Origin of the sequence: Brevundimonas pondensis (assembly GCF_017487345.1) — a bacterium.
GTDB classification, from domain to species: domain Bacteria; phylum Pseudomonadota; class Alphaproteobacteria; order Caulobacterales; family Caulobacteraceae; genus Brevundimonas; species Brevundimonas pondensis.
In genome coordinates this window covers 1,893,681-1,919,099 of the sequence record NZ_CP062006.1, presented here as the reverse complement: position 1 = coordinate 1,919,099, position 25,419 = coordinate 1,893,681, and the positions used below count along the sequence as shown (strand labels likewise).

Below are 25,419 nucleotides of genomic sequence, written 5' to 3'. Positions count from 1 at the left end.
GGCGCGCCGGGGCCTCGTAGGGGACCTGATGCGCGCCCGCAGGGCGGTCAGGGACGCTCTGCGGGCCGGGGATGAACAGGCCCTGGCGCTCGCTCGAAGCGAGGTGGATGGGGCCAAGGTTTCACTGGGCGAAAGGGGGCCGCCCTGGTGGAGCGACGGCGCGCCTGACGTCAATCGCCGCCTGGCGCGCAACACCGCCTACGCGGCCTGGTTCGCCGGACTGAAGGACGGATGAGGGACGCAGCTTCAGGCGGACTGGCCCATGCCGTCGGGTCCTGCCCTTTTGCGCGACCCTGGACCCGGCTTCGTCGACATGGCCTCAAGGCCTCGGAGGGCCGCAGGGCGTGCGCCTGGTCTCCTGGTGGATCATCCCGCCGCCCGGAGGAAGCAGCGGCCGTCAACGGCCTTTGCCAGGCTGTTTCGACAGGGCGGGACCCTCGCATCGGTAAGCGGAACCATTGCTTCGGCCGCGTGGTTTGAGCCGGGCAACGAGGAGAAAGACCATGGACGAGCTCAAGAGATCTGATCCCAACGCCATCCCGCCGACCGGCCCTTCCGGCCGTCGCGTCGAAGAACGGATCATCGTTGAACGCGAGAGCAACGTGGCCCTGTGGTGGGTTGTGGGCATTCTTCTCGCCGCCGTTGTATTCGGTCTGATCTATGTCCTGACGCGTCCCGACGGAGGGATGACCGAAGCGGACCTTCGCACCGCCCAGGCGGAGGCCGCCGCCGAAAGCGCCCGCCAGAGCGCTGAGACCGCCATCGCCCAGAACCAAATCAACAGCAGCCGCGACAGCGTAGCGATCGCGCAGGCGCAAAGCGCCACGGCCCGTTCGGAAGCTCTCCGCGCTGCAGCAGAGGCTCGCGTGGCCGAAGCCCGGGCGGCGGCGCCGGTGGTGGTCGAGCGTCCTGCTCCGTCCACGCCGCCAGCGAACGATCCCGCCGTCGTGACCAGCACCACCCCCCAGCCGCAAAACTGACCCGGCAAGCTGCGGGGGCTCGCCAATAACCGTGCCTCCGCTCATTGATCGTGTACGGGTCGGCGCCATCAGGGTTCTGGCCTGAAGTTCTCAAGGCCGCCCGCCGTCGGGGCGGGCGAGACTTCGGCGGTCAGGGGTCAGGTGTCTGGTTCGGGCGTCGGCGCCCGTGTCATGCTCTGACCACTGGGTCGGAGTGTCTCGCCTCGCGCCCGTGGCGCCGCTCAATCCTCATTCAGCCTCTGCAGAGCGGGCGCTGTCTGTTGAACTTGTCCCAGATCACGGTGGTCCCGCTGCGCACCATGGCGCAGTTGATCTCTTCGCCGTCCGATCTTCGGCAGATGGCCGTGATGCGCCTGTAGCTTCGGCCGGTCACCTCGCAGGTCAGGCTCTTTCCCGCCACGAGCCGGTTCAGGGCGGCGGTCGCAGATGCGCCGCTGGCCGACGGGCAGGGATGCCCCGGCGAACAGGTCTCATCCGCTTCCCTGGCCGCGACGGCGTGAAGCCTGAAAGGGAACCTCCATGACCAGTTTCATTGTCCGCTACAGCGGGAGGGGAACGGGCGTACTGCGCACCGAGACCGTGGCCGCCGAGAACACGCCGTCCGCCGTCGCCCTCGTCAAGCGACGACTGGGAGCGAGTCAGACCTTCCGGGAAGCGAGGGTGTTCGAAGATGAAGAGCTCCGGTTCAACGTCACCGCGGGCAGGGGGGGCGCGGTTACGAGCGAGGAGCGCGCGCGTCTTTAACAGGCCGACGGTGGGCGCTCGACGCATTGACGGCGGCTGAGGTCGGGATCTGACCATGTTGACCGTTCCGACCTCTTTGGCGACGGCCTGGGATCCAGCGCCTGTTTCTGATCCCGCCTCCGTCTCAGCGCCGTGACCGCCGTCGCCAGATCCGGCCAGTGGGAGGATCGGCCCATGGGGGAACGAAACCGGGCGCCAGGGCCCTCATAGAGCGGCGGCGGAAGGATGAGGGAGGAGGAGGGCATGGAGAAGGAAGCGCACCCGGCCGGGGACCGCATCGCCCTTCTGATCATCGACATGATCAATGATCTTGAGTTTGAAGGCGCCCCCGCCGTGCTCGACCAGGCCGAGGCCGCAAGCCACGCTGTTGTTGGGCTGAAGGCCGCCGCTCGCAGGGCGGGCGCTCCGGTCATCTACGTCAACGACAACTTCGGGCGCTGGTCCGATGATCGTCGGCAGATCACCGCCCATGCCAGCCGCAAGGGCGTTCGCGGCGGCGCCATCACCAAACGGCTCGCTCCCAAGGACGACGACATATTCGTCATCAAGCCCCAACATTCCGGATTCTACGGCACCAATCTCCAGGTCCTTCTTCCGAGCCTCGGAGTGACCCGCCTGGTTCTCGTGGGCATGGCGGCCGACCTTTGCGTCCTCTTCACCGCCGCAGACGCCCATATGCGTCAGTACCGGCTCTGGACTCCGGGCGACTGCCTGGTGCCGTCCAAACCGGATCGGCTCAAACCTGCGCTGGACATCCTGAAGGATGGGCTCGCGGCCGATGTGCGCCTCTCGCCAGAGCTGAAGGAACTGTGGCGTTGAGGGCTATCCAGAGGCCATCGAACCAGAATCTACTGGCCCTTCATCGGTCCGGTTCTTTCTTCTTCTCAGACAGGATGTTCGCGCTCGACCTCGGCGCGGAGAAGACCTCCTCCTGTCCGTAATTCAGCAATTCCTCAACGGCCATGCCTTCTCGTTCAGCGCTGACGTAGACTCCGGCGCTGTCCGGCCCGCCGCCTCCGACCCCGACCGCCGAGCCGGCCAGTCGCTCCCTGCGGCTCGAGCCGGCTTTGGAGAGGGCTGCAGCCCTTTGATCAATATCCTCGCGCGTCGAGCCTGCAGTGTCCGGCGCCGTGGGATTGGCGTCCTCATGACCCGCCATGGTGTGCTCCTGGTCTTTGACCGCGTCACAACGACCCGATCCAGGAATCAAGCAGCGGGCCCGCGCCAGGTCTCCATGGGTCCGATACCCGACACGGCCTTTCGGGATCTTCGCTAATCCATGTTGTTTGTCCCATGGCGTCATCGGCCCAGGGTCAGCCCAGCCAGAGGAGGCGCGCCGATGTTCCGACCTTTCGTTCTGCTGCGACGTCTTGCGGCCCTGTTCATCGGGCGCGCTCCCGTCATGCGCGCTGATGAGCGTCCTCGCCGGGCCGCCTCATCCTCCAGCCACCCGGTCCGGACGGTTCGCTGAGGTCGGCTGCGGAGCTGCGCCCGCTGCGAAACAGCGGGAAATCTGCGGAGTCGATCCCTTGAAGGTGTGATGTGCTTCATGAAGGCGGCCCTCCGGCACAGGACGGAGGGCCTTTTTTCATGGAGCGGCTAGTCGTCCAGCTCAATCCAGACCGGAGCGTGATCGCTGGTCTTTGGCCAGGCTCTGACATGGCGGTCCACCTCGGCCGCCCGCAGCCTTTTTCGGAGGGGCGGGCTCAGGAGGAGGTGATCGATCCTCAGTCCTGCATCCCGCGAAAAGCCATTCCGGAAATAGTCCCAGAATGTGTAGATCCTCTGGTCCGGGTGGAGGGAGCGCAGGGCGTCGGTCCATCCCTGGTCCAGCAGATCCGCAAAGGCGCTGCGGACCTCCGGACGAAACAGGGCGTCATCCCTCCAGCGCTCAGGTTTGTAGACGTCCAGGTCGGTCGGCATGACATTGTAGTCGCCGGCAAGGACCACGGGAGCCTTGCTCGACATCAGGGTCGCGGCGTGAGCCGTGAAAGCCTCGAACCAGCGCAGCTTGTAGTCGAATCTGGGGCCCGGGGCGGGGTTCCCGTTCGGAAGGTAGAGGCAGCCCACGAGCACCCCGTTCACCGCCGCCTCGATGTAGCGGCTCTGCGAGAGGTCGGGATCCCCCGGCAAACCTCGGCGGGTTTCGTGGATTGTGGCTCCGCGAGCCAGAATGGCTACGCCGTTCCAGCTCTTCTGCCCCAGCCAGATGGCGTCGTAGCCGGCGTCTCGAATTGCTGCTGCGGGGAAGTTCGTCTGTTGGGCCTTGAGCTCCTGGAGGCAGACGACGTCGGGTCGGGCAGTCTCGAGCCACTGCAGCAGGACGGGAAGGCGCCCGTTCACGCCGTTCACGTTATAGGTCGCGATCTTCATGTCATCGCGCCGGCTTCACAGCGCGGCGTGGCAGGCCAGGTCGCATTCTTACGGGGAGCCGGATGATAGCAGCCTCCTGCAGGAATCCTCTGGCGGATCAGAGCTCGGTCGGGACGCGGGTCTACTGTTCAACATCCGATTGAGGGATGAAAGCTTCGCAGGCCGGCAATATGCGGCTTGCCAACTAAATCCGCGTGATCCAGCCTCATGGTGCGTCTGATTTGACGCCGAGGCGTGAGAACCTCGCTTGAGCAGATCCTGAAAATCCCACTTCGCGCTCCGTGGCGGCGGGTGGCCATCGCGCATGTCCAGGCTCCCTTGAGGGCTAAAGGCGGTGGCGCATGTGTTTGAGCATGTTCTCAACACCCGGTGCTTCGGCCGGGCTCGCCTCATAGCTGGAGGCGAGCCCGTGTCGGATGGATTGGATAAGCTGCAACCAGATGCGCCGATGACGCTGGACGGCCTGCATGGGCGCTATGCGGCGTGGTTCCGGGCGCGGCTGGTCCGTCGCTATGGGGCGCATGACGCCGAGGACATCCTGCAGGAGGCCTGGCTGCGGCTTGCTTCCTATCAGGGTCTGGCTGGCATCCGTCATCCGAAGGCCTTCCTGCTGCGGGTCGCGAGCAATCTGGCGCTGGGGCAGGCGGACATCCAGGCGCTCGAGGCCGCGCTGAGTCGCTACCACCATCGCCGGATGGAGGCTGCAGCCCTCCTTGTACTCGAAGCTACGGCGGGAGACCCGCCGGACCGCCATGGCGATCCGTCGTGAAGACGCGCCTTGCCGGTCTTGTTGCGGGGACCCTCGTCGGTCTTTGGGCAGGAACACAGAGCTTCGCCTGGACCTATGAATGGTCGCCAGGTCTGGGTTCTGCCTGGCGGGTCGGGCCGGATCTGGCCCTCTATCCGCCCTGGTCGATCCTGGCCTGGAGAGACGCCTTTGCGGATGAAGCGCGGGGGTTCTGATCCCGGTCTCGACGCCGGGCAGTCGTCGCGCCTGGGCGCATCGCGATGCGCGGACGCCCCGCAAGATCGAGGCCTCGGCCCTTCTTGCCCCTTTCGATCCGCTGATCTGGCATCGGGACCGCGCTGAGCGCCTGTTCGGCTTCCGCTACCGGATCGAAATCTACGTGCCGGCGGAGAAGCGGATGCACGGCTATTATGTTCTGCCCTTCCTTCTGGACAATGGGCTCGTCGCCCGCGTGGATCTGAAGGCGGATCGCCAGCAGGGGCGATTGATCGTGCGTTCCGTCCATCTGGAGGAGGAGGCGCCGTCCCATACGCGCGACGCTCTTGAGGCGGAGCTTGCCCGCATGGCGGCGTGGCTGGGCCTGGAGGCCGGCGTGATGTCTGAACCGGGCTCCAGAGGAGCGCCACGACCTGGCTCAGGGCCGATGGAGGCCTAGGCGGCGGAACCTTGTCAGAACCCTAGAGTTCCGGTCGTTCCTCCGCTTCGGCGTGAGGCGCGGCCCGGCCTCTTCCGTCCACTGCCCCCCATTGCGACTGAGGCGGCCGGGTCGCTTACAGACTTGTGCACCTTCCGCCCACCAGATGCGGCCTTCTCTCCAGAGGCGTCGTCCCTTAAGGACGGCCGCTTTCAGCGGGTTGGCGTGTCGCCGCGAGAGACAGGATCGGGTCAGAATGGCGAAGTACGAACCTCTGGAGCGATATCTGCGTCGGCAGAAGGCGGCCGAGGTCGAGCTGAGTTTTCGCGACATCGAGCGGATGGTCGGCGGCCTGCTTCCCAAGGCGTCGGCCGACCTGAAGTGGTGGCGCGTCGAGGACGGCCCTACGGCTCCGCCGCAGCAGCGCGCCTTTGCGGCGGCAGGATATGTCGCCCAACCGGAGTTGCGCGCCGAACGCGTTCGCTTTGTCCGTTCGGCGATCCCGAAGCCGTCTCCGGCCGTATCGGCGGACTGACCCGACCCCCGATTTCAGGGGGGATGACGGCTGAGGCGGGAGGACAGGGCGCGGAGCTTGATCGGTCCGGCGAATTCAGGCCGCAGCCTTGCGCTCTTCCTGCGTATCGGCAGGAATGAGGGGCTCAATGGGAAAGCCCAGGTCCGGATTGCTGCGGACCCTGATAAGGCGCTCTCCATGGTAGAGGCAGATGGTGGAAAAGCCGATCCACTCCGCCATGACGGTTTCCAGCGCATTGATCGCCGAGGTGTCGTCGCTGGCCTCGAGAACCCGGATTTCCCTGGCGGGCACGCCAGGCATGTTAACGATGCAAAAATATGAAATCACGCAACTTTCCTCGATCAGGCGCCACTAACGATCGCCGGGGCGAGGGGTTCCGAACGGCGACAATCGGTCCCGCATCCGCTTCATCTTGCGGCCTCAGCCTGTCTGGCGCCCTCCAGCGCTCGTCCGCGCTTGCCTGCTCATGACAAGGCGTTACCAGAGCCGCATGAAACCCTTTTTCGCTTCCCTCGCCGTCGCTGCGCTTCTGTCCGGCTGCGCCAGTGTCCTTCCCGCTCCCTCGGGCAGCGCTCTGCTCAAGGTCGCCAGCTGGAACCTCGAACATCTGGCCGAGATGGACGGCCAGGGATGCAGGCCGCGCGTGGAGGCCGACTACGCCCTCCTGCGCCGTCATGCCGATGCGTTCGGGGCCGATGTGATCGCCCTACAGGAGGTCGAGAACCGGGCGGCGGCGGAACGCGTTTTCGATCCGGCGAAATATGATGTCGTCATGTCGACCCGCCCGGCGAGCGAACGCGGTCCGGAATGCCGCGGGCTCCCTGGCCGCTACATCCAGAACCAGGCCGTCGGTTTCGCCATCCGCAAGGGCGTCGTTTGGTCCCGCAACGCCGACCTCTCGGCTCTGGCGCTCGGCAATCCCAATCTGCGGTGGGGCGTCGATATCACTGTCGCCGAGGGACGGCCCCTGCGGCTCTTGGCCGTCCACCTGAAGTCCGGATGCAATTCGGGACGCTCCTCGACCGATCCCGACTGCCCTGTGCTGTTCGACCAGCTCCCGGTGCTGGAGACCTGGGTCGATGAGCGGGCCCGGGCGGGTGAGGCCTTCGTGGTCCTGGGCGACTGGAACCGGCGGATGGCGAGCGCGGGCGACGCCTTCTTCGATGGGCTCAATGACAACGACCCGGCTGAAGGGGCGCTCAGCCTGGCAGGCCGAGACCGATCGGCGACCTGCAAGACGCGCTACCGGGAGTTCATCGACTTCATCGCGGTCGGCGTGAAGGCCGCAGCGCGTGTCAAGCCGGGCTCGTTCGAGGAATATGTCTATGACCAGCCCGAAGCCGAGCATCCTTCCGATCACTGCCCCATAGCGGTGCGCATTCAGGGCTGAGAGCGACTCCAGGTCCTGGCGTGCTGCGGTCGGGTCGCCGTCGGGACGAATTAAAAGGGAAGGGGCCGGGTTCAGAACGGACCTGGCCGCCGTTCGTTGTCTGCTTCGCGCCGTCAGCGAGGTCAGGATGCCGAACTACACCCTCTACTACTGGGCCGCACCGTTCCGCGGGCAGTTCGTCCGCGCCCTTCTGGCCTATGGCGGCGCGCCCTGGATCGAGGCCGGCGACGAGGCGACGAGCGCCTTGATGGAAGGCGCGCTGGAAGACATGCCGGTTCCCTTCATGGGGCCTCCGGTCCTGGTCGACCACGCCGCCGGCGTGGCTCTGTCCCAGATGCCGGCGATCCTCCTCTATCTTGGAGACAGGCTCGGGCTATTGCCGGAGGATCCCGGCAGGCGGGCCTTGTCGATCAAGGTGGTCAACGACGCCAATGACGTGATCGACGACCTCACCCTGGATGGAGGGCGTCAGATGTGGACCGAGGCCCGATGGGCGGCCTTTGTCCCGCGCCTGCGAAAATGGATGGGGTTGTGGGAGGAGCTGGGGCGACGCCACGGCCTCACGCCTCAGTCCGGCTTCCTGCTCGGCGGCCTTGCCCCGGGCGTGGCCGACATCGTCAGCGCGACCCTCTGGTCGACCATGTCGGAACGCTTTCCGGCTATCGGGGCGATCCTCGACGATGCAGCGCCCATGACCGCGAACCTGGCCCGACGCGTCTCCGACGTCCCGGCGCTGGCCGATCTGGCTGTTCGCGCCCGCCGCGACTATGGCGATCTCTATTGCGGCGGCCAGATCGAACAGTCGCTTCGAAGGGTTCTGGGATCGTCGTAGCCGGCGAGGTCAGAAGGAAAGCTGAGCCTTTGCGCAGGATTTCTCCATTCTCGCCTGTGGTGCGGCGTGAGAGGTGGGGGCGTCTCTTTCGAGAGGCGTTTCCTCCCTTGAAACTGCGGGCCGCCTAGCGGCCCGCGTCTTTCGTGTTCGTCTGGACGGTCTTGGGGTAGCTTCCGGACATGCGTCTCAATCCCCTGTTCGACAATCTGCCGACAACCGTCTTCGAGCGCATGTCGGGGCTCGCGCGTCAGCATGACGCCGTCAATCTGGGGCAGGGCTTCCCGGATGGCCCGGAGCCGGCCGATCTTCTCGATGCAGCGGCGCGTGCTCTGAGGGAGCGGGGCAATCAGTATCCGCCGTCGCGAGGGCTGCCCGAGCTGAGGACCGCGGCGGCGGCCTTCTACAATCGCTTCGACGGATTGGCTCTGACGGCTGAAAACCTGGTGGTGACGTCCGGGGCGACCGAAGCGATCGCGGCGGCCTTGATGGCGGCCATTTCGCCTGGCGACGAAGTGATCATCATCGAGCCGGCCTATGACGCCTATCGCCCGCTGATCGAGCGTGCGGGCGGCGTGGTTCGGGCGGTGTCGCTGGCCCCGCCCGCATGGCGACTGACGGCCGAGGCGCTGGAGGCTGTCGTGACGCCGCGCACCCGGGTGCTGGTCTTCAATAATCCGCTCAATCCCGCGGGGCGCGCCTTTGATGCTGAAGAGGTCGAGGCGGCGGCCTCCGTCTGTCGCCGGCATGATCTGATCGCCGTCAGCGACGAGGTATGGGAGCGGCTGGTCTATGACGACCGCCGGCACATCTCGCTGGCGTCGCGCCCGGGCAGGGGCCTTGCCTCCTATCGGGCCGAGGCGGCGGCGCCCACAAGACCTGAGGTCGCGGCCCCGGCCATGACCCTCCAGGCGGCCCGATGGGCGATAGCGGGTTCTCCTTTTGTTTCAGTCCTGCTAGGCGTCGCCCATGGGAGAAGCGGCGGTTCGCAAGATCATCCATGTGGACATGGACGCCTTCTTTGCTTCGGTGGAGCAGAGGGACGATCCGGCCCTGCGTGGGCGACCGGTGGCGGTGGGTCACGCCGCGTCGCGCGGCGTCGTAGCCGCCGCCAGCTATGAGGCGCGCAGGTTCGGGGTGCGGTCGGCCATGCCGTCGAGCACGGCCTTGCGCAAGTGCCCGGGACTGATCTTCGCGCCGCCCCGGTTCGAGGTCTACCGGGCCGTCTCGGCTCAAATCCACGCCGTGTTCGCCGACTACACGGACCTGATCGAGCCGCTGTCGCTCGACGAGGCCTATCTCGACGTCACCGCCAACCTCAGGGGGCTGCCGACAGCCACCGCCACCGCCGATGAGATCCGCGCCCGCATCCTGGAAGAGACCGGGCTGACGGCCTCGGCCGGGATTTCCTACAACAAGTTCCTGGCCAAGCTGGCGTCGGACCAGCGCAAGCCGAACGGTCAGTTCGTCGTGCCGCCGGGACGGGGCGAGGCCTTTGTGCAGGACCTGCCGGTCAAGCGCTTCCACGGCGTCGGCCCGGTGACGGCGGAGAAGATGACGCGGCTGGGTATCGAAACGGGAGCGGATCTGCGTCGCCAGTCGCTCGCCTTTCTCCAGCATCATTTCGGCAAGTCGGGACCCTGGTACTACGCCATTGCGCGTGGCGAGGATCATCGGCCGGTCAATCCGGACCGTGAACGCAAGTCCAGCGGCTCGGAGACCACCTTCGCCAAAGACCTCGTCGAGCCGGAGGCGATCGAGGCCGGCGTCGAGGAAATGGCCGACGAGGTCTGGGCCTGGTGCGAGAAGGCCGGCACGCTGGGCCGGACCGTGACGGTGAAGGTGAAGTGGGCCGACTTCCAGCAGTCGACGCGCAGCCGATCCTTCGCCGAGCCGGTCGCATCGAAAGCCCGCCTCAGGGAGATCAGCCGCCTGCTGGTGCGGTCGCTCTATCCGCCGGCCAAGGGGATCCGCCTGGTCGGGGTCGCCATCTCCAATCTCGAGAAGGCGACGGCCCAGCCTGCTGCGGGCGAACTGGCCCTCTCATGACGGCGGCCCAGGCCGACCTGTTCGGCTACGAGCCTGCGCCAGCGATGAAACCGGACGGCTTCGACTACTGGCCCGGGGTTCTGTCCGCCGACGAGCAGACCGAACTGGCGTGGCAGCTTCAGAGCCTGAGCTTCAAGCCCTATGAGCACATGGGCTACCAGGGATTCAGGCGCATCGTCGCCTTTGGTCGGCGCTATGAAATGGAGCGGAGCAGGCTGGAGGTCGCGGATCCCTGGCCGGACTTCCTGCAACTCATGCTGGCCCGCCTCACGGAGCGGATCGGCCTGGACAAGGGCGACTTCGTTCAGGCCCTCATCAATGAATACGCCCCGGGCGCCGGGATCGGCTGGCACCGCGACCGGCCGGTCTATGGCGAAATCCTCGGCGTCTCCCTGCTGGCGCCCTGCGTCATGCGCCTGCGACAGAGGGACGGGGCGGGCTGGCGTCGGTCAGCGGCGCCGCTGGCGCCAGGATCGGCCTATCGGCTGTCGGGCGAGGCGCGCCGGGAATGGGAGCACTCTATCTCGCCGATGTCGGCCCTGCGCTATTCGATCACCTTCAGGACCCTGGCCTGAGCGGTCAGGCCTGGTAGCCCAGGATCTCGGCCGCCTCGGGGTAACGCTGGGCCAGCCGCGCCGCCCAGTCGGCGCCCATGGATCTGGCGGCCCTGGCCTCGCGCGGCCTGGCCAGAACAAGGCCGGCGGCCTCGCGATGCGCCGGCCAGTCCATGAGAAAACGCATGGCCGCTTCGAAGTCGGGGTGGACGGCGGCATGGGCGAAGGCCCGGTCGAGGGCCTCGACGTCGTCGAAGTCGGGCAGGCGAGCGAGGTAGTCGCGCAGGACCGGGGCTGACAGGTCGCGCTCGAACAGCTCCCAGCGCAGGGCCTGGGCCTCATCACGGCGGCCTTCGGCGTCGAGCAGGTCGATCGAGGCGGCCTCCCAGGCGGGCGTCAGTCGCGGCGCGCCTTCCTTGGGGCTGTGGCCGAAGGTCCAGCGGCGGTTCGACGGGGAGGGGCTGAGCGCGGTCTCAAGCGCCGCCCGAGCCTCGATGACGCGACCGGCGGCGAGAAGACGGCGGGCGATGTCGGCGGCGATATCCGGCGAACCGGCCTGTTCCGGGGTGACCAGAGACAGCCAGAGGTCCAGATCCTCCGCCTTGTCGGCGAGGCGACGGACGAGGTTGCGTCCGGCCGGCGTCTTTCTGGAGGCGGCGTCGAGGCTGGCGAGGAAGCTGCGGGCGAGATCAGGGCTGACGGCGTCGCCGGCCGCGGCGATCCACCGGCCGTAGTCCTGAGGCCGGCGACGAAGGGCGTCGCTTAGCTCGCGGGCGGCGCCTTCGCCCGCCGTTTCGGCCAGGGCGAATAGGTCGGGCGCGGCCGTCTCGAATCCGACGACCAGTTCGCCCTTGGTGTCCTTCACGCGGGCGGCGAGGCCTGGATAGAGGTCGAACCAGCGCACCAGCACAGCCAGGGCCTCGGCAGGCGCCTCGGGGGCCAGGCGCTCGACGATCATGCGGCGATGCGCCTCGAGATCCTCGATCAGTTCGCCCCGTTTGCGCCAGGACACGCGGGTGCGGGCGGCGGCGAGGGCGGTCAGCCGCTTGTCGATCTCCAGCGCAAGAACCTCAGGACCGGCCTCCGCGGCGAGTTCCAGCCTGAGCCGGCGTTTGAGGTTGGCGTTGCCGGCCCCGGCCTCGATCAGCAGGTCGGCCAGGCGAGGTGCGCCGAGGTGGACGAGGCTGGCTGCGGAAAGCCGGGTCGAGATCCGTGATTGTCGCGCCATGACGTCCTTTGATGCGGGGGCGAAGCTTCGTCCGCGACGTCTTCATAGCACGGAGGGGAAGAGGTCGGTTCCGCTCGCATCGATGGGCGTCTCCCGCGCCGGCCTACCCGGCAGGAGACACCGTGGGCCCTGCCGTGCATTAGAGCGGCTCACGAGGAGGCGCCGACATGCCCAAGGTCAACGACACCGTTCATATCCGTTTTTCCATGCGCGGCATGTCGGGGCCTTTCTGGCAGACCAACGCCACGGTGGCTTCGGTCAGCGGCGCCTCGCTTCTGCTGGACGGGCTGGATCGCCAAGTTCCGGCTGTGGCGTCCGAGTTGAAGCGGGCTGGGGAAGGACGATGGACGCTCGACTGGGAGGTGCGTCGCCGGCCCTGAACGCCGCGCAATGGTAGGCGAGCGCCAAGCTTTGCCGTAAACCAGTGTCGTGGGAGCGACCGACCTCGTTCCCAAAGACGGTTCGACTCGTCTCTCGCCGAGCGGGTCGGACCGTCGCCTCGACGATCCTGAACACGGGTCGATGGCGTTCGGGCTCTGGAGAGTCCACACTGGGCCCATGGAATCAGGGCTCAAGATCGAGAACGGGTGGTCGCGCCGCGGCTATGGCGGGGGCGGCTTCGAGGTCTATCGCGGCAAGGGCCGCCATGCTCGTCGGCTGCAACCCTCGGCGTCCGGCGGCATCCTCTTCAGCCTCTTCATGAGCTGGCTCCGCGGCAAGGCTTGAGCCGCCCGACCGAAATCGGGAAGCGCTTGTGAAAGAGCGCGGCGCGCGAGGAACTTTGAGAGAGCGGCAGGGTTGATAGTCTGATCGCCAGGTGAAAATCAGACGATTGAGGTTAGGATCATCGCTCAGAAATGGGTGAAGCCCAGCCCCCAATGAAAGCCCGACGCGCACCCCGACAGGGGCAACGCCGGGCTTTCGCTGTTTCCGGGCAGCCCTGCATTGGCACGTTCGCGGTATTTGGTCCGCCTGGCTGAACTGCTTCGCTATTGGCGGAGGGCGGACCTTCAACGCGCCCGGCTGACCGTCCGCGAATGTAGGGCCGACGTCAGCGCCCGCCTGCGCGGCGGCGGACGGCTCTTGTCATAGGTGCAGCGCTTTGCGCGGAGGGGTGAGGCCGTCCGGTTCAGTGTTGACGGCAATGTCAAGTAGTGCGCTTTATGGGCCGTGCAATCACAGGTTTTGGAATCCCGTGGTTGTCCTGCTGGCCCGAGCCTCTTGGGTCGACGTGTTTATCCCCTCCTTGACCCGTTCCGGTTTGCCGGAGCGGGTTCTTCTTTTCAGGCGGCAAGGGCGCTCATCAGCCACTGCTTGAACGCCGCCGCGTCAGCGGCAGTCTCGAAAGCGTAGTTGTCGCCCTGGGCGTAGAACCATCGGTCGCCGGGCCGCTCTACCAGCCAGGCGAGAATCTTCGCGCGGACCTCAGGGCCGCGGTCCGGCATGCTCATGGTGATGGTCTTGCCCCTGGCCCTAGCGTGCTCGATCGGCGTCAGTCGTTTCATGGGCGGGGGTAGAGGGCGGTTCGTCCCTGGTGTCGAGGCGCGGGGGCGGGTTCTCAACAGCTGCGTCAGAGCTGGGGACCAGATCACCTTCAGCCTCAGTTCCGCCAGCAGGGCGCCGGCCTGGGCTCCAGCGAAGCGAGCATTGTTCAAATCTCGGGACTTCCAGGTCGAAGCGGGTCGCCAGGGTCGTTCCGGCTTAGCCGGGATTAGAGACCGGACGCGCAACGCCGACGCTCTTTTGACCGTTGACCTGAGGAGAAGGAGATTTTCATGTCCTACTACCACAGCAGGACGACGAGCCTGTCGTTCGATGAGGCCGTCGTCCGGACGCGCGAGGCCCTCAAGGCAGAGCATTTCGGCGTCATTACCGAGATCGACGTCGCCGAGACCTTCAAGCAGAAGCTGGATGTCGACTTCCGCCCCTATCTCATTCTGGGGGCCTGCAATCCCAGGGCCGCTTATCAAGCGCTTCAGACCGAAGACAAGGTCGGCGTCATGCTGCCCTGCAACGTGATTATCCAGGCTTCGCCCTCGGGTTCTGGGTGCGAGATCGCCGCCGTGGACCCGGTCGCCTCCATGTCGGCGATCGACAATCCGGCATTGAAGGCCAAGGCGGAGGAGATCGGAGCCGGCCTGCGTCGAGCGATCGATGCTGTCGCGGTCTAGGGAAGGGTCAGAAAGACACCGTGCCGGATGCGGCGGTTCAGGCAGAACGGATCGTTGTGGAGCTGACGCCTTCCGCCTGGGGTAGTGATTGCTCAGTTGCCGGCGTGGACGCGCGTCAGGACTGTGAAACGCACCAGTTCCCCCTTCACCGCGAAACGGAACGGGCGAGGCTGCGGGCTCTTTCCAGCTGATCAAATCCATCGCGTTCCTCTGTCGACAGAGGTGGCGGCGACTCTCCGCACGACTTCGTCAAAAACTGAGAACGCCGGCCAGACCGGCCAGAACCAGGGTGACGGGTATCGCCAGTTGCGCTCGCCAGCGGTAGGCAGCCGCCAGGGCGAAGCCGAAGATCGCCAGCGCCAGCGGCCAGTAAGGAACCGTACGGAGCATGGAGGTCCCCAGTTGAAGGACGGTGGCGACGATCAGGCCGACGACGGCGGCGGCGACGCCGTCCAGCAGGGCGTGAAGGGACTTGTTCTCGAGGATCAATTCCAGGCGATCATAGAAGATGAGGGAGAAGCCGAAGGCCGGGAGGAAGATCCCAGCCGTCAGCGCCAGCGCGCCTGGAAATCCGCCGCCTGCATAGCCGACGAAGGTCCCGAAGATGATGAGGGGCGCCGGGATCACCTGGGCCAGGGCGACGCCGTCCAGGAACTGGCCGTCGCCGATCCAGCCGCCTCGCGTGGCGTCGGCGCGCATGATCGGGATGGCGGTGTAGGCACCGCCGAAGGTGAGAAGTCCAGCCTTCAGGCCGGTGAAGAAGAGGGCGGCGACAGATGCGGTCATCGGCACGACCCCGGCGACGGCGACGGGGGGCGCGCTTGGGCCGCCGAAGCCGTAGCGCGCCGCCAGACCGATGGAGAGCATCAGCATGAAGAGCGTCGCTGCGGCTAGACGGCGGCTCCTTTGGGCCAGGGCGTAGGTCAGGCCGGCCGCCGGCAGAATCAGCCAGAAGCTCACGCCCAGCAGCGAAGCCGCGCAACTGACGGCGCCGATGATCCATAGGCTGCGGTCGACCATGACGTGCAGGCCGATCCGGTGGGCGGCCCGCACGATCACGGCCAGGACAGCGATCTGAACCCCGATGAAGGCGCTGCTCATCCAGTTCGATTTCACGCCGATCGAGAAATAGAGCCAGGCCAGTACCAGCATCAGCACGAAGCCGGGCAGCATGAAGCCCAGCCCGGCGAGGACGCCGCCGATCCGGCCTTTCGCCCGCATGCCCAGGTGAACGCAGAGTTCGTGGGCTTCAGGGCCAGGAAGCGCCTGGAGGACGGCGAGGAGCCGGTTGAAGCGCGCGCTCGACATCCACTGATCTTCGTCGATCAGCTTGCGCCGGATCATGGCGATCTGGGCGACCGGACCGCCGAAGGCCAGAGCGCCGAAACCCAGGAACTGCAGAAAAAGGGCGGCGTAGCTCAGGAGCGGGGGGCGAGGTTCGACGGGATCGGACGTCATCTAGCCTCCGTCTCTTCGCTCAGCGCTTGCGACTATGGAGCGCCATGGCTTGTATCACGATCGATCAAGCGCCTCGACCAGGTCGTGCGGCTCGTAGAATGCTCGTGATTACGCAGGAGCGAAAGACGGGCGAAAGCTTGACGCTAGCGCATTCAAAGCTGACACCGTGAGACGTCACGCAATCAGACAAGACGACCATGATCACCCGCTTCGCCGAGAAGGACCGCTACAACGCCGTCGCGGCGGGCCTGCACTGGCTAATCGCGAGCCTCCTCTTCGCGGAGATCTATGTCGGCTGGACCTTTGGCGACATGGAGCGGGGCGCGGCCCGCGATCTCTGGTTCGACTGGCACAAGACCGTGGGGATCACGATCCTTGTAATCAGTGTGGCGCGACTGGGCTGGCGCATCGCCAACCCGCCGCCGCCCCTTCCGGCCCGAACGCCCCCTTGGGAACGGGTCGCGGCGGGTCTCAGCCACTTCGGCTTCTACGTGATCCTGATCGGCCTGCCGTTAACGGGATGGACGGCGGTCTCGACGGGAAGGGCGGCCCTGACCAGCGATGTGATGAGCCTGATCAATGGCCTGTCATGGCCCCTGATTCCCGGACTGCCCCGGACCCTGCACGAGCCCATGGAGGGGGTCCATGAGCTGCTGGTGAAGGTGACCTACGCCTTGATCATCCTGCACGTCGTTGCAGCATTGAAGCATCAGTTCATGGACAAGGGCCGGATGGCTGGTCGGATGTGGCCGTTTCCGCGGCGCTGATGCGCTTCGGCGCGCTGGGCGCTCCTAGAGGCGTCCGGCCGCCGCGGACGTCCTGGATCAGGCGGCGACGCCGAAGAGGCGGCCGACGCCCGCAGTGATGGCCATGGCGAGCGCGCCCCAGAAGACCACCCGCGCAACTGATCGGCCGACGGGCGCGCCTCCGGCCCTTGCTCCCAAGGCCCCTAGCAGGGCCAAGCCGAGCAAGGCCGAACCGGCGACCCACAGGGCCAGGTCGGCCATCGGCGCGAAGGCCGCCACGACCAGGGGCAGGGCGGCTCCGGCCGAGAAGGTCAGGGCAGAGGTGACCGCCGCCTGGATGGGGCGGGCGGTCGTGATCTCCGATATGCCGAGCTCATCGCGGGCATGGGCGCCGAGGGCGTCGTGCGCCATCATCTGTTTCGCGACTTCTTTCGCCAGATCGGGCGTGACGCCGCGAGCGGCGTAGATCCCGGCCAATTCCCGCACCTCGGCCTCGTGATCCCCGGCCAGTTCGGAAGTTTCGCGCGCGAGATCGGCCTTTTCGGTGTCGGACTGGGAGCTGACGGAAACATATTCGCCAGCGGCCATGGACATGGCGCCGGCGACGAGGCCCGCCACCCCCGCGATCAGGACCGCTCCGTGGCTCGACGCCGCGGCCGCGACCCCCACGATCAGGCTAGCGGTAGAGACCAGGCCGTCATTGGCGCCCAGCACCGCAGCCCTGAGCCAGCCGATGCGCTCGACCCTGTGGGATTCAGCGTGTGGCATCATCGCTACTCCGGTTGGCTTCGCAGGAGACGCCTAAAGCGGCGCCGAGGCAAGTTCGTGGTGGAGCCGCGCAGCCTTGGAGAGCGACTACGTAGTGTTGCGGAGGCGTTGAAATCTTAACGCCCGGGAAAGCCGGCGAGCCCAGCGTCCCGTGGGGGCGAGGTAAAAATGCTGATTCCGGACATACCCGAGGACGAAGACGGCCGTATATCGGTCGTCCGGTCTCTGGAGACTGATGACGATCTTGGCGACGTGGTTTTAAGCCATCTGTTGGCGCTTGCGCGTCGACAGTCCGGCGCGTCGATCGCCTATGTCTCGCTTCTCGACGCGGAGCGTCAGCGTTTTGTCGCCAGATCCGGACTGGACGCCGTCGGAACGACACGCGCCGAATCCTTATGCGGACACGCCATTCTTCAACCTGATCGTGTCCTCTGGGTCGAGGACGCACGGGCCGACCCCCGTTTCGAAGCCAACCCGCTCGTTCTGGGGCCGCCGCAGATAAGATTCTACGCCAGCGCGCCGCTCCTGGTGGACGGGCGCGCGGTCGGCGGCTTCTGCATCGCCGGATCGAACCCGTATCCGAGGGACGAGGCGATGGTCGCGCATCTTCAGGATCTCAGCCTGATCGCCGCGGAGCGCCTGGCGGGGCGCCAGAAGCGCATGGCGCTTCAACGCGCTCTGGAAGCGGCCTCCGACGCCTTTGTCGTCACCGACGAGCATGACCGGATCATCTACTGGTCCGGCGGCGCGGAACGACTGTTCGGCTTTTCGCAGGCGGAGGCCTCGGGCGGGCTCGAAACCTTGCTGGGCCTGAATTTCCGGACGTTCCGCGACAACGTCGAACGTGACGGAGCAGGCGAGCCGGTTTCTGCCACGGCCGTGCGAGGCGAAGCCGTGGCGAGGCGCAAGGACGGCTCGACTCTGGACATAGAGATCGGCCTCGCCCCCTGGTTCGAGGACGGGGCCAGGCGAACGAGCACGACCATCAAGGACATCAGCCGGCGCAAGGCGCAAAGAGCCGAACTGGAACGAGCCAGGGCGGGCGCGGATGCGGCCAATCACGCCAAGAGCGCCTTCCTCGCCAATATGAGCCATGAGCTGCGTACGCCGCTCAACGGGGTCATCGGGCTTGTCGAGCTTCTGGCCCGCACGCCCCTGTCCGCCCATCAGCAGGAATTAGCGCAGGTCATCCAGGCCTCGGCTGAAAGGCTCCGGGGACTTATCGGAGATATCCTCGACCTGGCCAGGATCGAATCCGGGGAGCTGCAGATCACGCGGGAGGCCTTCGATCTTTGCGCTGAAGTGGAACGCGCCTTCGCCCTGTGCGCGCTCAAGGCGTCTGAAAAGGGCCTGGACCTGCAGCTGCATCAGGAGGTTGGCGAGCATCGCGTCTTCGGCGATCCGCTGCGATTGAAGCAGGTGCTGATCAATCTCCTCAACAATGCGATCAAATTCACTGACGCAGGTTCGGTCTCGCTTCACGTATCCGGCCTGGAGGGCGGGCGGCGCCGGTTCGAGGTTCGCGATACGGGAATGGGATTTTCCGTCGAACAGAGAGGCATGCTCTTCGAACGCTTCCATCAGACAGACGGCGCGATCTCGCGCCACGCTGGTGGGACGGGGCTGGGGCTGGCGATTTGCCGGGAACTCGTTGAGGCCATGGGAGGCGTCATCGACGCCTGCGCCGAACCGGGCGCGGGCGCGACCTTCTGGTTTGAACTTCCCCTGGGCCCGGCGGGCGAGGCCGCAGAAGAGAAGCGCGGGACCGGTCCAGACCCGGAGCGACCGGCCTTTACGCGGGTTCTGGCGGCCGACGACAATGAGACCAACCGCCGGGTGCTGGAACTCATTCTCGGAGCCGCCGGCGTTTCGGTCACGACGGTCAACGACGGCGCCATGGCGATCGAAACCTGGCGTCAGTCGACGTTTGATGCCGTCCTGATGGACATGATGATGCCGGGGACCGACGGTCTGGCGGCGACGCGCGCCATTCGCGCGCTCGAAAGCAGGGAGGGGCGGCTGCGGACGCCGATCGTAATGCTGACGGCCCACACCCTGGAGGAACATGTGGCCGCCGCCCTGGCGGCCGGAGCTGATTTGCATCTCGCCAAGCCCATTACAGCGTCGGCCCTGTACGAGGCGCTTTCCACGCTCGCGCAGGCTGATGAGGGGCGTCAGGAGACATCTGCTGCCTGAGCGCCTGGGGCGAGGCGCGATTGGCGCGCGTGTGAATCCCGGGCGCACAACGCCTGGCGTCGCTGAAGAGCCAGGCCTTGGCGGTTTCCGTTACCCTCATACAGGCGCGGACCAACCCCAGCATGGCGACCGCCTTGGACGACCGCTTGGTCGCCGAGATCGAACAAGTCTCAGGCCTAGCCAGATTCGTTCGGGTTTCGTCGGCTCAGGCTCCAACTAGATCACCTTCAGGCCCAGTTCGGCCAGCAGGGCGCCGGCCTGGGCGCGGGAGATGGTCGCGCCCTTGAACCGTCGGGCGTCGTTCAGGCGCAGGCCGCCGAGGTCGGCGCCCCTCAGGTCGGCGTTGTCGAAGCGGGCGTCGACCAGATGGCTGTCGCGCAGGCTGCAGTTGTCCAGAACGGCGTCGCGAAAATCGCAGCCCGCAAGATCGGCATGGCTGAAATCGACAGTCTCCAAGGTCTGCTTGCGAAAGGAGAAGCCGGGCAGGCGGGCGGACGCCAGGGTGGTCTCGATGAAGGTCGTCCCGACATGGCGCGATCGTGAGAAATCCGCCCCCGTCAGCTTGCAGCCGGTGAAGACCGTCTCGGAAAGGCTGGCGCCGATGAAGCGCGTATTGTTGAGATCGCAGGATTTCCAGGTCGAGGCGTCCAGCCTGGCGGCGGTGAAGTTGGCCATGGCGCCGCGGCAGCCGGAAAATCGCGTGTCCTCGAGTTGGGCGCTGGTGAAGTCCGTCCCCTTGAAGCTGCAGCGATCGAACAGAAGGCCGTTCAGATTCAGGCCTGACAGATCGACATCATCGAAAACGCACCCGCGGAGGGTCCTGATCTTGCCCCCGGCAAGGGCCTCGAGGTCGGAGCGCGATAGGGTCTGGCCGTCAATAAGGGGGTGCATCCGGGGCGCCTGAGGTGAATTCGAGACCGTCCGGCTACCATATGGATTGAGGTTAAATTCTGGCGGTCGGCGCGCTTGGCGCCTTGCTGCAGCCCCTTCCTCGCCGCGCTCACAGCCGGCCGGGCGCGGTTGTCAGACGGGATGCTTCAGGAAGCTTCTGATTTTACGGTTCATTCCCTGGACCTCCTGAAGGCGCGGAGCCTGCCGGGCCGGCGAGCCGGAAGCCTTCTGCGACGCCTCTGGAACTTGCGAACAACTTGGCCAGAAGTTCAAAATAAGTCGCTGAAATAAAACAATATTTCTCATTGACTCCCTGTGGATTGTTTTGCTTGCAATGAGTCGCGGCGCCCTGAAATGCGCTGAACCCTGGAGGCGGATCATGAAGCGGAGAGTGGGACAGCGCCTGTTCGGCGCAGCCTTGGCGAGCGGCCTTCTGGCTGCGGGGACGGCGCTGGCGGGTGGAACGGGGATGCCCTGGGAAGGGCCGATCCAGCAGGTGGTGCAGTCGATTACGGGGCCGGTCGTCCAGGCCGCAGCCGTGATCGCCGTGGTCCTGTTCGGGGCCGGCGTCGCCATGAGCGAGAGCGGGTCCTCCATGCGGCGGGCCCTGGGCATCCTGTTCGGGCTGACCATCGCCTTTGCGGCCTCGACCTTCTTCCTCGACTTCTTCGGCTTCGCCGGCGGGGTGGAGATCGCCTGATGGCCCGCTCCCTCGACAATCTGCATCCCGAGGGCTGGGATCCCCGCCGCCAGGTCCTCAGGGGTGAGGGCCTCGTATAGCTTGACGTAGTCCACGCCGGCCGCCGCCTGCGCCTTCACGAGGTCGGCCACGCCATGCACGTCATCAACGCGATCGACCAAGCCGGTCACGGGAAAGGCGGAGCGGTCGATCACCGCCCCCGCAATCCGAGCTTCCGGCCCCCTCAGTCGTCCTTGGGCGACTGCTTCGCGATAGGCGATCATGCGCGCCGTATCTCCGCCCGTATCCCGGATCGTCGTCACCCCGGCCGCCAGCAGCATCAGGGCGTCATGACGGGTGATGGCGTCGTTTCCCGCCACTACCAGACTGACCTCGCCGTCCTTGTCGATCTTTGGCGCCACGGGCCCCAGGGTAATGTGGGCGTGGGTATCGAACAGGCCCGGCATGGCGAAGCGACCTCTCATGTCGGAGCGTATCGCCCCGATGTAGCGCTCAGGGACCAGGCCCTGGCCCATCGCTTCGATGCGTTCGCCGCGCACGACGATGTAGTGATCCGGCAGCCGGCGCTGCGTCACAGGATCGAGGATGGTGACGCCGGTATAGACGGTCGCGTCGGCAGCAAGGACAGGCGACGCCGCGCCGAACATCAGGACAGCGGCGAGAAGCAGGGACTTGGTTCGCAAGGGTCAGACCTTTTGTGAGGGAGCGCCCCGCCGCTCAACGGCGTCGCGCAGGAATGTCAGGGCGTCTTTCAGGGTCGGGTCCGCCATCATGCGGACGGCGACACGACGCAGCGCGTCGGCTTGGCCTGTGTTCGCGGCGGGCAAGTCGAGCGCATCGGCCAAGGATAGCCAACGTTCAGCCAAGGCTTGGGCTCGACGTGATCCCGGCCCGCCTTCCGCTGCGGCGATGACGGCTTCAGCCAGCAGGTCGCGAATGCTTGCCTCAGTGGCTGGGTCAGCCCGGCATCCGTCGATGACGGCTTCGACAGCCGCCTGCTCTTCCCCGTCCAGCGTCGCCGCCTGGATGGCGGTCCGCACGTCAGTCAGCCCCAAGGCTGGCGCGGGCGCCAAGTCGCGCGCCAGCTCCAGCAACAGCGCATCCGTTATCCGCCCCTCGTTCACCAGTTGGTCCCGCGCCTGCTGAACCCGCTTCAGTTGATCGCGAGCGGCGCGTATATTCGTCGCCAAGTGCAGGGCCTGAAGCTCCATGATCCGGCCGATAGCCATATCGTCCCGATTGAGTACTACTGCGATCTGCTTGAGCGACAGGCCCAGCGCCTTAAGCGCCAGAACCTGATGCAGGCGCGCGACGTGCTCGGGCCCATACAGACGCCACCCGCCCGCGCGCCGATCCGGCGTCAGCAGGCCAGCTTTCTCATAGACCCGAAGCGCCTTGATCGACGTGTTGGCCTCGCGCGCCAGTTCGCGAGGTCCCAGCCAGCGCGACCTGGTCGGTGATGAAGAGGTACTCGACATGAGGCCACCTTGGGACCGGCCCCAAGGTCCGGTGCAAGAGCCCAGCCCGCTTCATTTCCCTTGTATATCTAACCTGCGACGTTGCGCCTCAGCGTCAAAGGGGCAGTCGGCGGCGTCCGAACTGCTGCCATGAGTCATGGTCGGGACCTTCTGGGACATCCGTCTCAACGACCGCAATGGGTCGGCTTGCGAATTAGGCATCGTGCTTGAAAGCAGACTCCCGGCAGGCGTTGTCCTTGTGACTGCTCATGGCGCTAAGCCGACCGGATCGCGATGGCGGACAGGTCGTTAGCTGCGTCGATCGGTACGCCTGAAGCTTTCCGTTCGGAATAGCGGTCCACCAACTGCCCGGCATGGGCGCGGGTCAGGATGGTGAAGCGCACCAGTTCCTCCATGACGTCGACGATGCGGTCGTAGTAGCTGGACGGCTTCATTCGGCCGTCGTCGTCGAACTCCATGAAGGCTTTTGCCACGCTGGATTGGTTGGGGATGGTGATCATCCGCATCCAACGGCCGAGCAGGCGCAGCGTGTTGACCGCGTTGAAGCTCTGCGAGCCGCCCGACACCTGCATGACCGCCAGGGTGCGGCCCTGGGTCGGGCGCATGCCGCCCATGTTGAGCGGCAGGTGATCGATCTGAAGCTTCATGATCCCGGAGATCTGGCCGTGGCGCTCGGGGCTGCTCCAGACCATGCCTTCGGACCACAGGGCATGTTCGCGCAGTTCGTGGACGGCGGGATGGTCGTCGTAGTCGACTTGATCCGTCAGCGGCAGGTCGGAGGGATCGAAGATACGCGTCTCGCAGCCCATGAAGCGCAGAAGGCGGGCGGCTTCCTCGACGCAGAGGCGGGAAAAGGACCGATCCCGGAGCGAGCCGTAGAGCAGCAGGATACGCGGCGGATGATCGTTCAGGCCGAGGCCCAGCGCCGGACGGTTCGACAGGTAGGCCGGGTCGAGCGCGGGCAGGTGATCGGGATCGGGCAGGGCGCGAAGACGGGTCATTGGGTAGGCAACTCCTTGAACATGAATGCTGCCGAAGCCGGACACAGGGCGCTAAACTGCCTGGAGGCGGCGATGGCGGTCGGCGCGGCTGATCGGGGCAGGACTACGTAGCCCTGTCGCTGGAAGAAGGCGGTCGCCGTGGTCGTGAGCAGGTAGAGGGTGGTCGCCTTCTGCTCGGCCGCGCTGGCTTCCAGCCATGAGAGGACTTCCGCGCCCAGATCACAGCCGCGACGGGCGTCGACGACGACCATGGAGCGGATCAGGGCGTCGTGGCCGATCTGCTCTAGTCCGCCGTAGCCGATCAGTCCGGCATCGTCCTCGAAGCGGTAGAAACGACGGCCGGGTTGTTGGAGGTCATCCGTGGGCAAGCCTGCGGCTTCCAGTACGGCGATCAGGTCTGGGGTAGGTTCGGGGAGGGGCGTGGCTTTGAAGGTCATCGACAGACATCCTTCGGCGCGGTCGCTGGGAAATAGCGGCGGCCCAGCCACAGGGCGACCGAGACCAGCAGGATCAGCACCGGGACCTCGACCAGCGGGCCGATGACGGCGGCGAAGGCGACCGGCGAGGCCAGTCCGAAAGCCGCGATGGCGACGGCGATCGCCAGTTCGAAATTGTTGGATGCGGCGGTGAAGGCCAGGGCCGTGGCGCGCGGATAGTCCGCCTCGATCAGCCGCCCCATCAGGAAGCTGACCACGAACATGACGAAGAAGTAGATCGTCAGCGGGACGGCGATGCGTAGGGCGTCCAGCGGCAGGGCGACCACGTCGCCGCCCTTCAGGCTGAACATGGCGACGATGGTGAAGAGCAGGGCGATCAGGGTGATCGGGGCGATGCGCGGCAGGAAGCGCGTCTCGTACCAATCGCTCCCCTTCCTCGCGACCAGGGTGCGCCGGGTCAGGAAGCCGCCGAGGAAGGGCAGACCCAGATAGACCAGGACGGCGCCGGCGATGGTCCAGACGCTGACGTCGACCACGCTGCTCTCCAGCCCGAACAGGGGGGGCAGCACGGTCAGGAACAGCCAGGCGTAGAGGCTGAAGAAGGCGATCTGGAAGATCGAGTTGAAGGCGACCAGGCCCGCCACATACTGGTTGTCGCCGCGCGCTAACTGGTTCCAGACCAGCACCATGGCGATGCAGCGGGCCAGGCCGATCAGGATGACGCCGGTCATGTATTCCGGTTGATCGCGCAGGAAGATCACCGCCAGGGCGAACATCAGCACCGGCCCCAGCACCCAGTTCTGGAACAGGGACAGGGCAAGCACGCGCTTGTCGGCGAAGACGCGCGGCAGTTCCTCGTACTTTACCCGCGCCAGCGGCGGATACATCATCAGGATCAGGCCGACGGCGATCGGGATATTGGTCGTCCCGACCGACAGGCCGTCGATCCAGCCGGGCAGCGCCGGCACGACCGTACCCAGCAGCACACCCAGCGCCATGGCGACGAAAATCCAAAGTGTCAGCCAGCGGTCGAGGAAGGACAGGCGGCGGTTCGGCTGCTCAGAGATTGCGGCGTCGACCATCAGCGGACCCTCCGGCCCTCAGCGTCGATGACGACTTCGCCGTCCTCCTTGGTGAAGGGCTTGAGCCCCTCCGCCGGCAGAATGTTGAGGACCGCCTCCGACGGCCGGCACAATTGCACCCCCAGCGGCGACACGACGATCGGGCGGTTCAGCAGGGTCGGATGGGCCTCGATGGCGTCGAGAAGCTGGTCATCCGTCAGGCCGGGATCGCCGAGGCCCAGTTCAGCGAAGGGCGTACCTTTCTCGCGCAGAAGGCTGCGCAGCGGAACGCCCATGCGCTTGACCAGCCCCGTGATCATGGCGCGGCTGGGCGGCGTCTTCAGGTACTCGATGACGTGCGGCTCGATCCCGACGTGGCGGATCAGGGCCAGGGCGTTGCGCGACGTCCCGCAGGCGGGGTTGTGATAGATGACGACGTCCATGACAG

General features: G+C 66.2%; 32 protein-coding genes. 18 read left to right on the top strand and 14 right to left on the bottom strand.

Annotated elements, in window-relative coordinates:
* Window positions 1–28 precede the first annotated feature (28 nt).
* From IFE19_RS17615 to IFE19_RS09560, 4 genes are all read left to right on the top strand, one after another.
* On the top strand, window positions 29–235 hold the full coding sequence (locus IFE19_RS17615) for a hypothetical protein (protein ID WP_225910225.1): 207 nt from the start codon (window positions 29–31) through the stop codon (window positions 233–235).
* 268 nt (window positions 236–503) lie between these two features.
* Entirely contained in the window at window positions 504–980 is a 477-nt protein-coding gene (locus tag IFE19_RS09570; RefSeq protein WP_207821770.1) for a hypothetical protein, read from the top strand.
* Between the two features lie 519 nt (window positions 981–1,499).
* Window positions 1,500–1,724, top strand: a complete 225-nt coding sequence (locus tag IFE19_RS09565; RefSeq protein WP_207821768.1) for a hypothetical protein — start codon at window positions 1,500–1,502, stop codon at window positions 1,722–1,724.
* 243 nt (window positions 1,725–1,967) lie between these two features.
* Window positions 1,968–2,543, top strand: coding sequence for an isochorismatase family cysteine hydrolase (locus tag IFE19_RS09560; protein WP_207821766.1), 576 nt, complete (start codon window positions 1,968–1,970; stop codon window positions 2,541–2,543).
* A 40-nt stretch (window positions 2,544–2,583) separates the two neighbouring features.
* Here IFE19_RS09560 and IFE19_RS09555 read toward each other — a convergent pair whose 3' ends face one another.
* Together IFE19_RS09555 and xth are read right to left on the bottom strand one after the other, a co-directional pair.
* Window positions 2,584–2,883 (bottom strand): hypothetical protein, encoded by a 300-nt coding sequence (locus tag IFE19_RS09555; RefSeq protein WP_207821764.1) that lies wholly within the window; start codon window positions 2,881–2,883, stop codon window positions 2,584–2,586.
* A gap of 440 nt (window positions 2,884–3,323) precedes the next feature.
* Complete coding sequence (gene xth / locus IFE19_RS09550; protein WP_207821762.1) at window positions 3,324–4,097, bottom strand: exodeoxyribonuclease III; 774 nt, start codon at window positions 4,095–4,097, stop codon at window positions 3,324–3,326.
* Between the two features lie 409 nt (window positions 4,098–4,506).
* Between xth and IFE19_RS09545 the strand changes: the two genes are divergently transcribed.
* The 4 genes from IFE19_RS09545 to IFE19_RS09530 all read left to right on the top strand — a co-directional run bounded on the left by IFE19_RS09545 (window position 4,507) and on the right by IFE19_RS09530 (window position 6,014).
* A complete protein-coding gene (locus IFE19_RS09545) occupies window positions 4,507–4,866 on the top strand; it encodes a sigma factor (protein WP_207821760.1) in 360 nt (119 codons plus the stop codon).
* The gene (locus tag IFE19_RS09540) at window positions 4,863–5,060 is read left to right on the top strand and encodes a hypothetical protein (RefSeq protein WP_207821757.1); all 198 of its coding nucleotides are present in this window, start codon (window positions 4,863–4,865) and stop codon (window positions 5,058–5,060) included. The genes IFE19_RS09545 and IFE19_RS09540 overlap by 4 nt, the downstream gene beginning before the upstream one ends.
* Window positions 5,057–5,500 (top strand): DNA glycosylase AlkZ-like family protein, encoded by a 444-nt coding sequence (locus tag IFE19_RS09535; protein ID WP_207827533.1) that lies wholly within the window; start codon window positions 5,057–5,059, stop codon window positions 5,498–5,500. Before IFE19_RS09540 ends, IFE19_RS09535 begins: the two co-directional genes overlap by 4 nt.
* 235 nt (window positions 5,501–5,735) lie before the next feature.
* A complete protein-coding gene (locus IFE19_RS09530) occupies window positions 5,736–6,014 on the top strand; it encodes a DUF7662 domain-containing protein (protein ID WP_207821755.1) in 279 nt (92 codons plus the stop codon).
* A gap of 75 nt (window positions 6,015–6,089) precedes the next feature.
* Here IFE19_RS09530 and IFE19_RS09525 read toward each other — a convergent pair whose 3' ends face one another.
* Window positions 6,090–6,314: a hypothetical protein gene (locus IFE19_RS09525; RefSeq protein ID WP_225910224.1), complete on the bottom strand. Its 225-nt coding sequence runs from the start codon at window positions 6,312–6,314 to the stop codon at window positions 6,090–6,092.
* 190 nt (window positions 6,315–6,504) lie between these two features.
* On the opposite strand from IFE19_RS09525, the gene IFE19_RS09520 reads away from it, so the two are divergent.
* The 5 genes from IFE19_RS09520 (at window position 6,505) to IFE19_RS09500 (ending at window position 10,857) form a co-directional block, all read left to right on the top strand.
* The gene (locus tag IFE19_RS09520) at window positions 6,505–7,404 is read left to right on the top strand and encodes an endonuclease/exonuclease/phosphatase family protein (RefSeq protein WP_207821750.1); all 900 of its coding nucleotides are present in this window, start codon (window positions 6,505–6,507) and stop codon (window positions 7,402–7,404) included.
* A gap of 127 nt (window positions 7,405–7,531) precedes the next feature.
* Entirely contained in the window at window positions 7,532–8,236 is a 705-nt protein-coding gene (locus IFE19_RS09515) for a glutathione S-transferase (RefSeq protein WP_207821748.1), read from the top strand.
* A gap of 179 nt (window positions 8,237–8,415) precedes the next feature.
* The gene (locus IFE19_RS09510) at window positions 8,416–9,354 is read left to right on the top strand and encodes an aminotransferase class I/II-fold pyridoxal phosphate-dependent enzyme (RefSeq protein WP_225910223.1); all 939 of its coding nucleotides are present in this window, start codon (window positions 8,416–8,418) and stop codon (window positions 9,352–9,354) included.
* Complete coding sequence (dinB, locus tag IFE19_RS09505) at window positions 9,242–10,282, top strand: DNA polymerase IV (RefSeq protein ID WP_263972834.1); 1,041 nt, start codon at window positions 9,242–9,244, stop codon at window positions 10,280–10,282. The genes IFE19_RS09510 and dinB overlap by 113 nt, the downstream gene beginning before the upstream one ends.
* Complete coding sequence (locus tag IFE19_RS09500; protein WP_207821744.1) at window positions 10,279–10,857, top strand: alpha-ketoglutarate-dependent dioxygenase AlkB; 579 nt, start codon at window positions 10,279–10,281, stop codon at window positions 10,855–10,857. The genes dinB and IFE19_RS09500 overlap by 4 nt, the downstream gene beginning before the upstream one ends.
* Before the next feature lie 4 nt (window positions 10,858–10,861).
* Here the strand turns inward: IFE19_RS09500 and IFE19_RS09495 are convergent, their stop codons facing one another.
* On the bottom strand, window positions 10,862–12,064 hold the full coding sequence (locus IFE19_RS09495; RefSeq protein WP_225910222.1) for a DUF6880 family protein: 1,203 nt from the start codon (window positions 12,062–12,064) through the stop codon (window positions 10,862–10,864).
* Between the two features lie 167 nt (window positions 12,065–12,231).
* Between IFE19_RS09495 and IFE19_RS09490 the strand changes: the two genes are divergently transcribed.
* Both IFE19_RS09490 and IFE19_RS09485 read left to right on the top strand, forming a co-directional pair.
* Complete coding sequence (locus tag IFE19_RS09490; RefSeq protein ID WP_207821742.1) at window positions 12,232–12,444, top strand: hypothetical protein; 213 nt, start codon at window positions 12,232–12,234, stop codon at window positions 12,442–12,444.
* Window positions 12,445–12,622: 178 nt separating this feature from the next.
* On the top strand, window positions 12,623–12,790 hold the full coding sequence (locus IFE19_RS09485; RefSeq protein ID WP_207821741.1) for a hypothetical protein: 168 nt from the start codon (window positions 12,623–12,625) through the stop codon (window positions 12,788–12,790).
* Window positions 12,791–13,347: 557 nt separating this feature from the next.
* Here IFE19_RS09485 and IFE19_RS17610 read toward each other — a convergent pair.
* Window positions 13,348–13,719, bottom strand: a complete 372-nt coding sequence (locus IFE19_RS17610) for a hypothetical protein (RefSeq protein ID WP_225910221.1) — start codon at window positions 13,717–13,719, stop codon at window positions 13,348–13,350.
* 120 nt (window positions 13,720–13,839) lie between these two features.
* Here IFE19_RS17610 and IFE19_RS09475 point away from each other — a divergent pair, with 120 nt between their 5' ends.
* Entirely contained in the window at window positions 13,840–14,235 is a 396-nt protein-coding gene (locus tag IFE19_RS09475; protein WP_207821739.1) for a DUF302 domain-containing protein, read from the top strand.
* Window positions 14,236–14,484: 249 nt separating this feature from the next.
* Here the strand turns inward: IFE19_RS09475 and chrA are convergent, their stop codons facing one another.
* The gene (gene chrA, locus IFE19_RS09470) at window positions 14,485–15,693 is read right to left on the bottom strand and encodes a chromate efflux transporter (protein WP_225910220.1); all 1,209 of its coding nucleotides are present in this window, start codon (window positions 15,691–15,693) and stop codon (window positions 14,485–14,487) included.
* 197 nt (window positions 15,694–15,890) lie between these two features.
* Here chrA and IFE19_RS09465 point away from each other — a divergent pair, with 197 nt between their 5' ends.
* Window positions 15,891–16,460 carry a cytochrome b gene (locus IFE19_RS09465; protein WP_207821737.1) on the top strand — a complete coding sequence of 190 codons (570 nt, stop codon included), beginning with the start codon at window positions 15,891–15,893 and terminating at the stop codon, window positions 16,458–16,460.
* Window positions 16,461–16,517: 57 nt separating this feature from the next.
* Here the strand turns inward: IFE19_RS09465 and IFE19_RS09460 are convergent, their stop codons facing one another.
* On the bottom strand, window positions 16,518–17,207 hold the full coding sequence (locus IFE19_RS09460) for a VIT1/CCC1 transporter family protein (protein WP_207827525.1): 690 nt from the start codon (window positions 17,205–17,207) through the stop codon (window positions 16,518–16,520).
* A 168-nt stretch (window positions 17,208–17,375) separates the two neighbouring features.
* On the opposite strand from IFE19_RS09460, the gene IFE19_RS09455 reads away from it, so the two are divergent.
* Window positions 17,376–19,403 (top strand): ATP-binding protein, encoded by a 2,028-nt coding sequence (locus tag IFE19_RS09455; protein WP_207821735.1) that lies wholly within the window; start codon window positions 17,376–17,378, stop codon window positions 19,401–19,403.
* A 216-nt stretch (window positions 19,404–19,619) separates the two neighbouring features.
* On the opposite strand, the gene IFE19_RS09450 is transcribed toward IFE19_RS09455, so the two are convergent.
* The 7 genes from IFE19_RS09450 to arsC all read right to left on the bottom strand — a co-directional run bounded on the left by IFE19_RS09450 (window position 19,620) and on the right by arsC (window position 25,414).
* Window positions 19,620–20,294: a pentapeptide repeat-containing protein gene (locus IFE19_RS09450; protein ID WP_207821731.1), complete on the bottom strand. Its 675-nt coding sequence runs from the start codon at window positions 20,292–20,294 to the stop codon at window positions 19,620–19,622.
* 132 nt (window positions 20,295–20,426) lie between these two features.
* Complete coding sequence (locus IFE19_RS18175; protein ID WP_455423501.1) at window positions 20,427–21,677, bottom strand: amidohydrolase family protein; 1,251 nt, start codon at window positions 21,675–21,677, stop codon at window positions 20,427–20,429.
* 3 nt (window positions 21,678–21,680) lie between these two features.
* Window positions 21,681–22,472, bottom strand: a complete 792-nt coding sequence (locus IFE19_RS09435) for a MerR family transcriptional regulator (RefSeq protein WP_207821725.1) — start codon at window positions 22,470–22,472, stop codon at window positions 21,681–21,683.
* A gap of 254 nt (window positions 22,473–22,726) precedes the next feature.
* Window positions 22,727–23,473 (bottom strand): arsenical resistance protein ArsH, encoded by a 747-nt coding sequence (arsH, locus tag IFE19_RS09430; RefSeq protein WP_207821723.1) that lies wholly within the window; start codon window positions 23,471–23,473, stop codon window positions 22,727–22,729.
* Entirely contained in the window at window positions 23,470–23,910 is a 441-nt protein-coding gene (gene arsN2, locus IFE19_RS09425) for an arsenic resistance N-acetyltransferase ArsN2 (protein ID WP_207821721.1), read from the bottom strand. The genes arsH and arsN2 overlap by 4 nt, the downstream gene beginning before the upstream one ends.
* A complete protein-coding gene (arsB, locus tag IFE19_RS09420) occupies window positions 23,907–24,992 on the bottom strand; it encodes an ACR3 family arsenite efflux transporter (protein WP_207821719.1) in 1,086 nt (361 codons plus the stop codon). The genes arsN2 and arsB overlap by 4 nt, the downstream gene beginning before the upstream one ends.
* Entirely contained in the window at window positions 24,992–25,414 is a 423-nt protein-coding gene (arsC, locus tag IFE19_RS09415; RefSeq protein WP_207821717.1) for an arsenate reductase (glutaredoxin), read from the bottom strand. The genes arsB and arsC overlap by 1 nt, the downstream gene beginning before the upstream one ends.
* Window positions 25,415–25,419: the final 5 nt, after the last annotated feature.

Coding starts and splice junctions, on each gene's coding strand:
- IFE19_RS17615 (WP_225910225.1), top strand. CDS start 29: ATGCGCGCCCGCAGGGCGGTCAGGGACGCTCTGCGGGCCGGGGATGAA.
- IFE19_RS09570 (WP_207821770.1), top strand. CDS start 504: ATGGACGAGCTCAAGAGATCTGATCCCAACGCCATCCCGCCGACCGGC.
- IFE19_RS09565 (WP_207821768.1), top strand. CDS start 1,500: ATGACCAGTTTCATTGTCCGCTACAGCGGGAGGGGAACGGGCGTACTG.
- IFE19_RS09560 (WP_207821766.1), top strand. CDS start 1,968: ATGGAGAAGGAAGCGCACCCGGCCGGGGACCGCATCGCCCTTCTGATC.
- IFE19_RS09555 (WP_207821764.1), bottom strand. CDS start 2,883: ATGGCGGGTCATGAGGACGCCAATCCCACGGCGCCGGACACTGCAGGC.
- xth (WP_207821762.1), bottom strand. CDS start 4,097: ATGAAGATCGCGACCTATAACGTGAACGGCGTGAACGGGCGCCTTCCC.
- IFE19_RS09530 (WP_207821755.1), top strand. CDS start 5,736: ATGGCGAAGTACGAACCTCTGGAGCGATATCTGCGTCGGCAGAAGGCG.
- IFE19_RS09525 (WP_225910224.1), bottom strand. CDS start 6,314: ATGCCTGGCGTGCCCGCCAGGGAAATCCGGGTTCTCGAGGCCAGCGAC.
- IFE19_RS09520 (WP_207821750.1), top strand. CDS start 6,505: ATGAAACCCTTTTTCGCTTCCCTCGCCGTCGCTGCGCTTCTGTCCGGC.
- IFE19_RS09515 (WP_207821748.1), top strand. CDS start 7,532: ATGCCGAACTACACCCTCTACTACTGGGCCGCACCGTTCCGCGGGCAG.
- IFE19_RS09510 (WP_225910223.1), top strand. CDS start 8,416: ATGCGTCTCAATCCCCTGTTCGACAATCTGCCGACAACCGTCTTCGAG.
- dinB (WP_263972834.1), top strand. CDS start 9,242: ATGGACGCCTTCTTTGCTTCGGTGGAGCAGAGGGACGATCCGGCCCTG.
- IFE19_RS09500 (WP_207821744.1), top strand. CDS start 10,279: ATGACGGCGGCCCAGGCCGACCTGTTCGGCTACGAGCCTGCGCCAGCG.
- IFE19_RS09495 (WP_225910222.1), bottom strand. CDS start 12,064: ATGGCGCGACAATCACGGATCTCGACCCGGCTTTCCGCAGCCAGCCTC.
- IFE19_RS09490 (WP_207821742.1), top strand. CDS start 12,232: ATGCCCAAGGTCAACGACACCGTTCATATCCGTTTTTCCATGCGCGGC.
- IFE19_RS09485 (WP_207821741.1), top strand. CDS start 12,623: ATGGAATCAGGGCTCAAGATCGAGAACGGGTGGTCGCGCCGCGGCTAT.
- IFE19_RS09475 (WP_207821739.1), top strand. CDS start 13,840: ATGTCCTACTACCACAGCAGGACGACGAGCCTGTCGTTCGATGAGGCC.
- chrA (WP_225910220.1), bottom strand. CDS start 15,693: ATGACGTCCGATCCCGTCGAACCTCGCCCCCCGCTCCTGAGCTACGCC.
- IFE19_RS09465 (WP_207821737.1), top strand. CDS start 15,891: ATGATCACCCGCTTCGCCGAGAAGGACCGCTACAACGCCGTCGCGGCG.
- IFE19_RS09460 (WP_207827525.1), bottom strand. CDS start 17,207: ATGCCACACGCTGAATCCCACAGGGTCGAGCGCATCGGCTGGCTCAGG.
- IFE19_RS09455 (WP_207821735.1), top strand. CDS start 17,376: ATGCTGATTCCGGACATACCCGAGGACGAAGACGGCCGTATATCGGTC.
- IFE19_RS09450 (WP_207821731.1), bottom strand. CDS start 20,294: ATGCACCCCCTTATTGACGGCCAGACCCTATCGCGCTCCGACCTCGAG.
- IFE19_RS09435 (WP_207821725.1), bottom strand. CDS start 22,472: ATGTCGAGTACCTCTTCATCACCGACCAGGTCGCGCTGGCTGGGACCT.
- arsH (WP_207821723.1), bottom strand. CDS start 23,473: ATGACCCGTCTTCGCGCCCTGCCCGATCCCGATCACCTGCCCGCGCTC.
- arsN2 (WP_207821721.1), bottom strand. CDS start 23,910: ATGACCTTCAAAGCCACGCCCCTCCCCGAACCTACCCCAGACCTGATC.
- arsB (WP_207821719.1), bottom strand. CDS start 24,992: ATGGTCGACGCCGCAATCTCTGAGCAGCCGAACCGCCGCCTGTCCTTC.
- arsC (WP_207821717.1), bottom strand. CDS start 25,414: ATGGACGTCGTCATCTATCACAACCCCGCCTGCGGGACGTCGCGCAAC.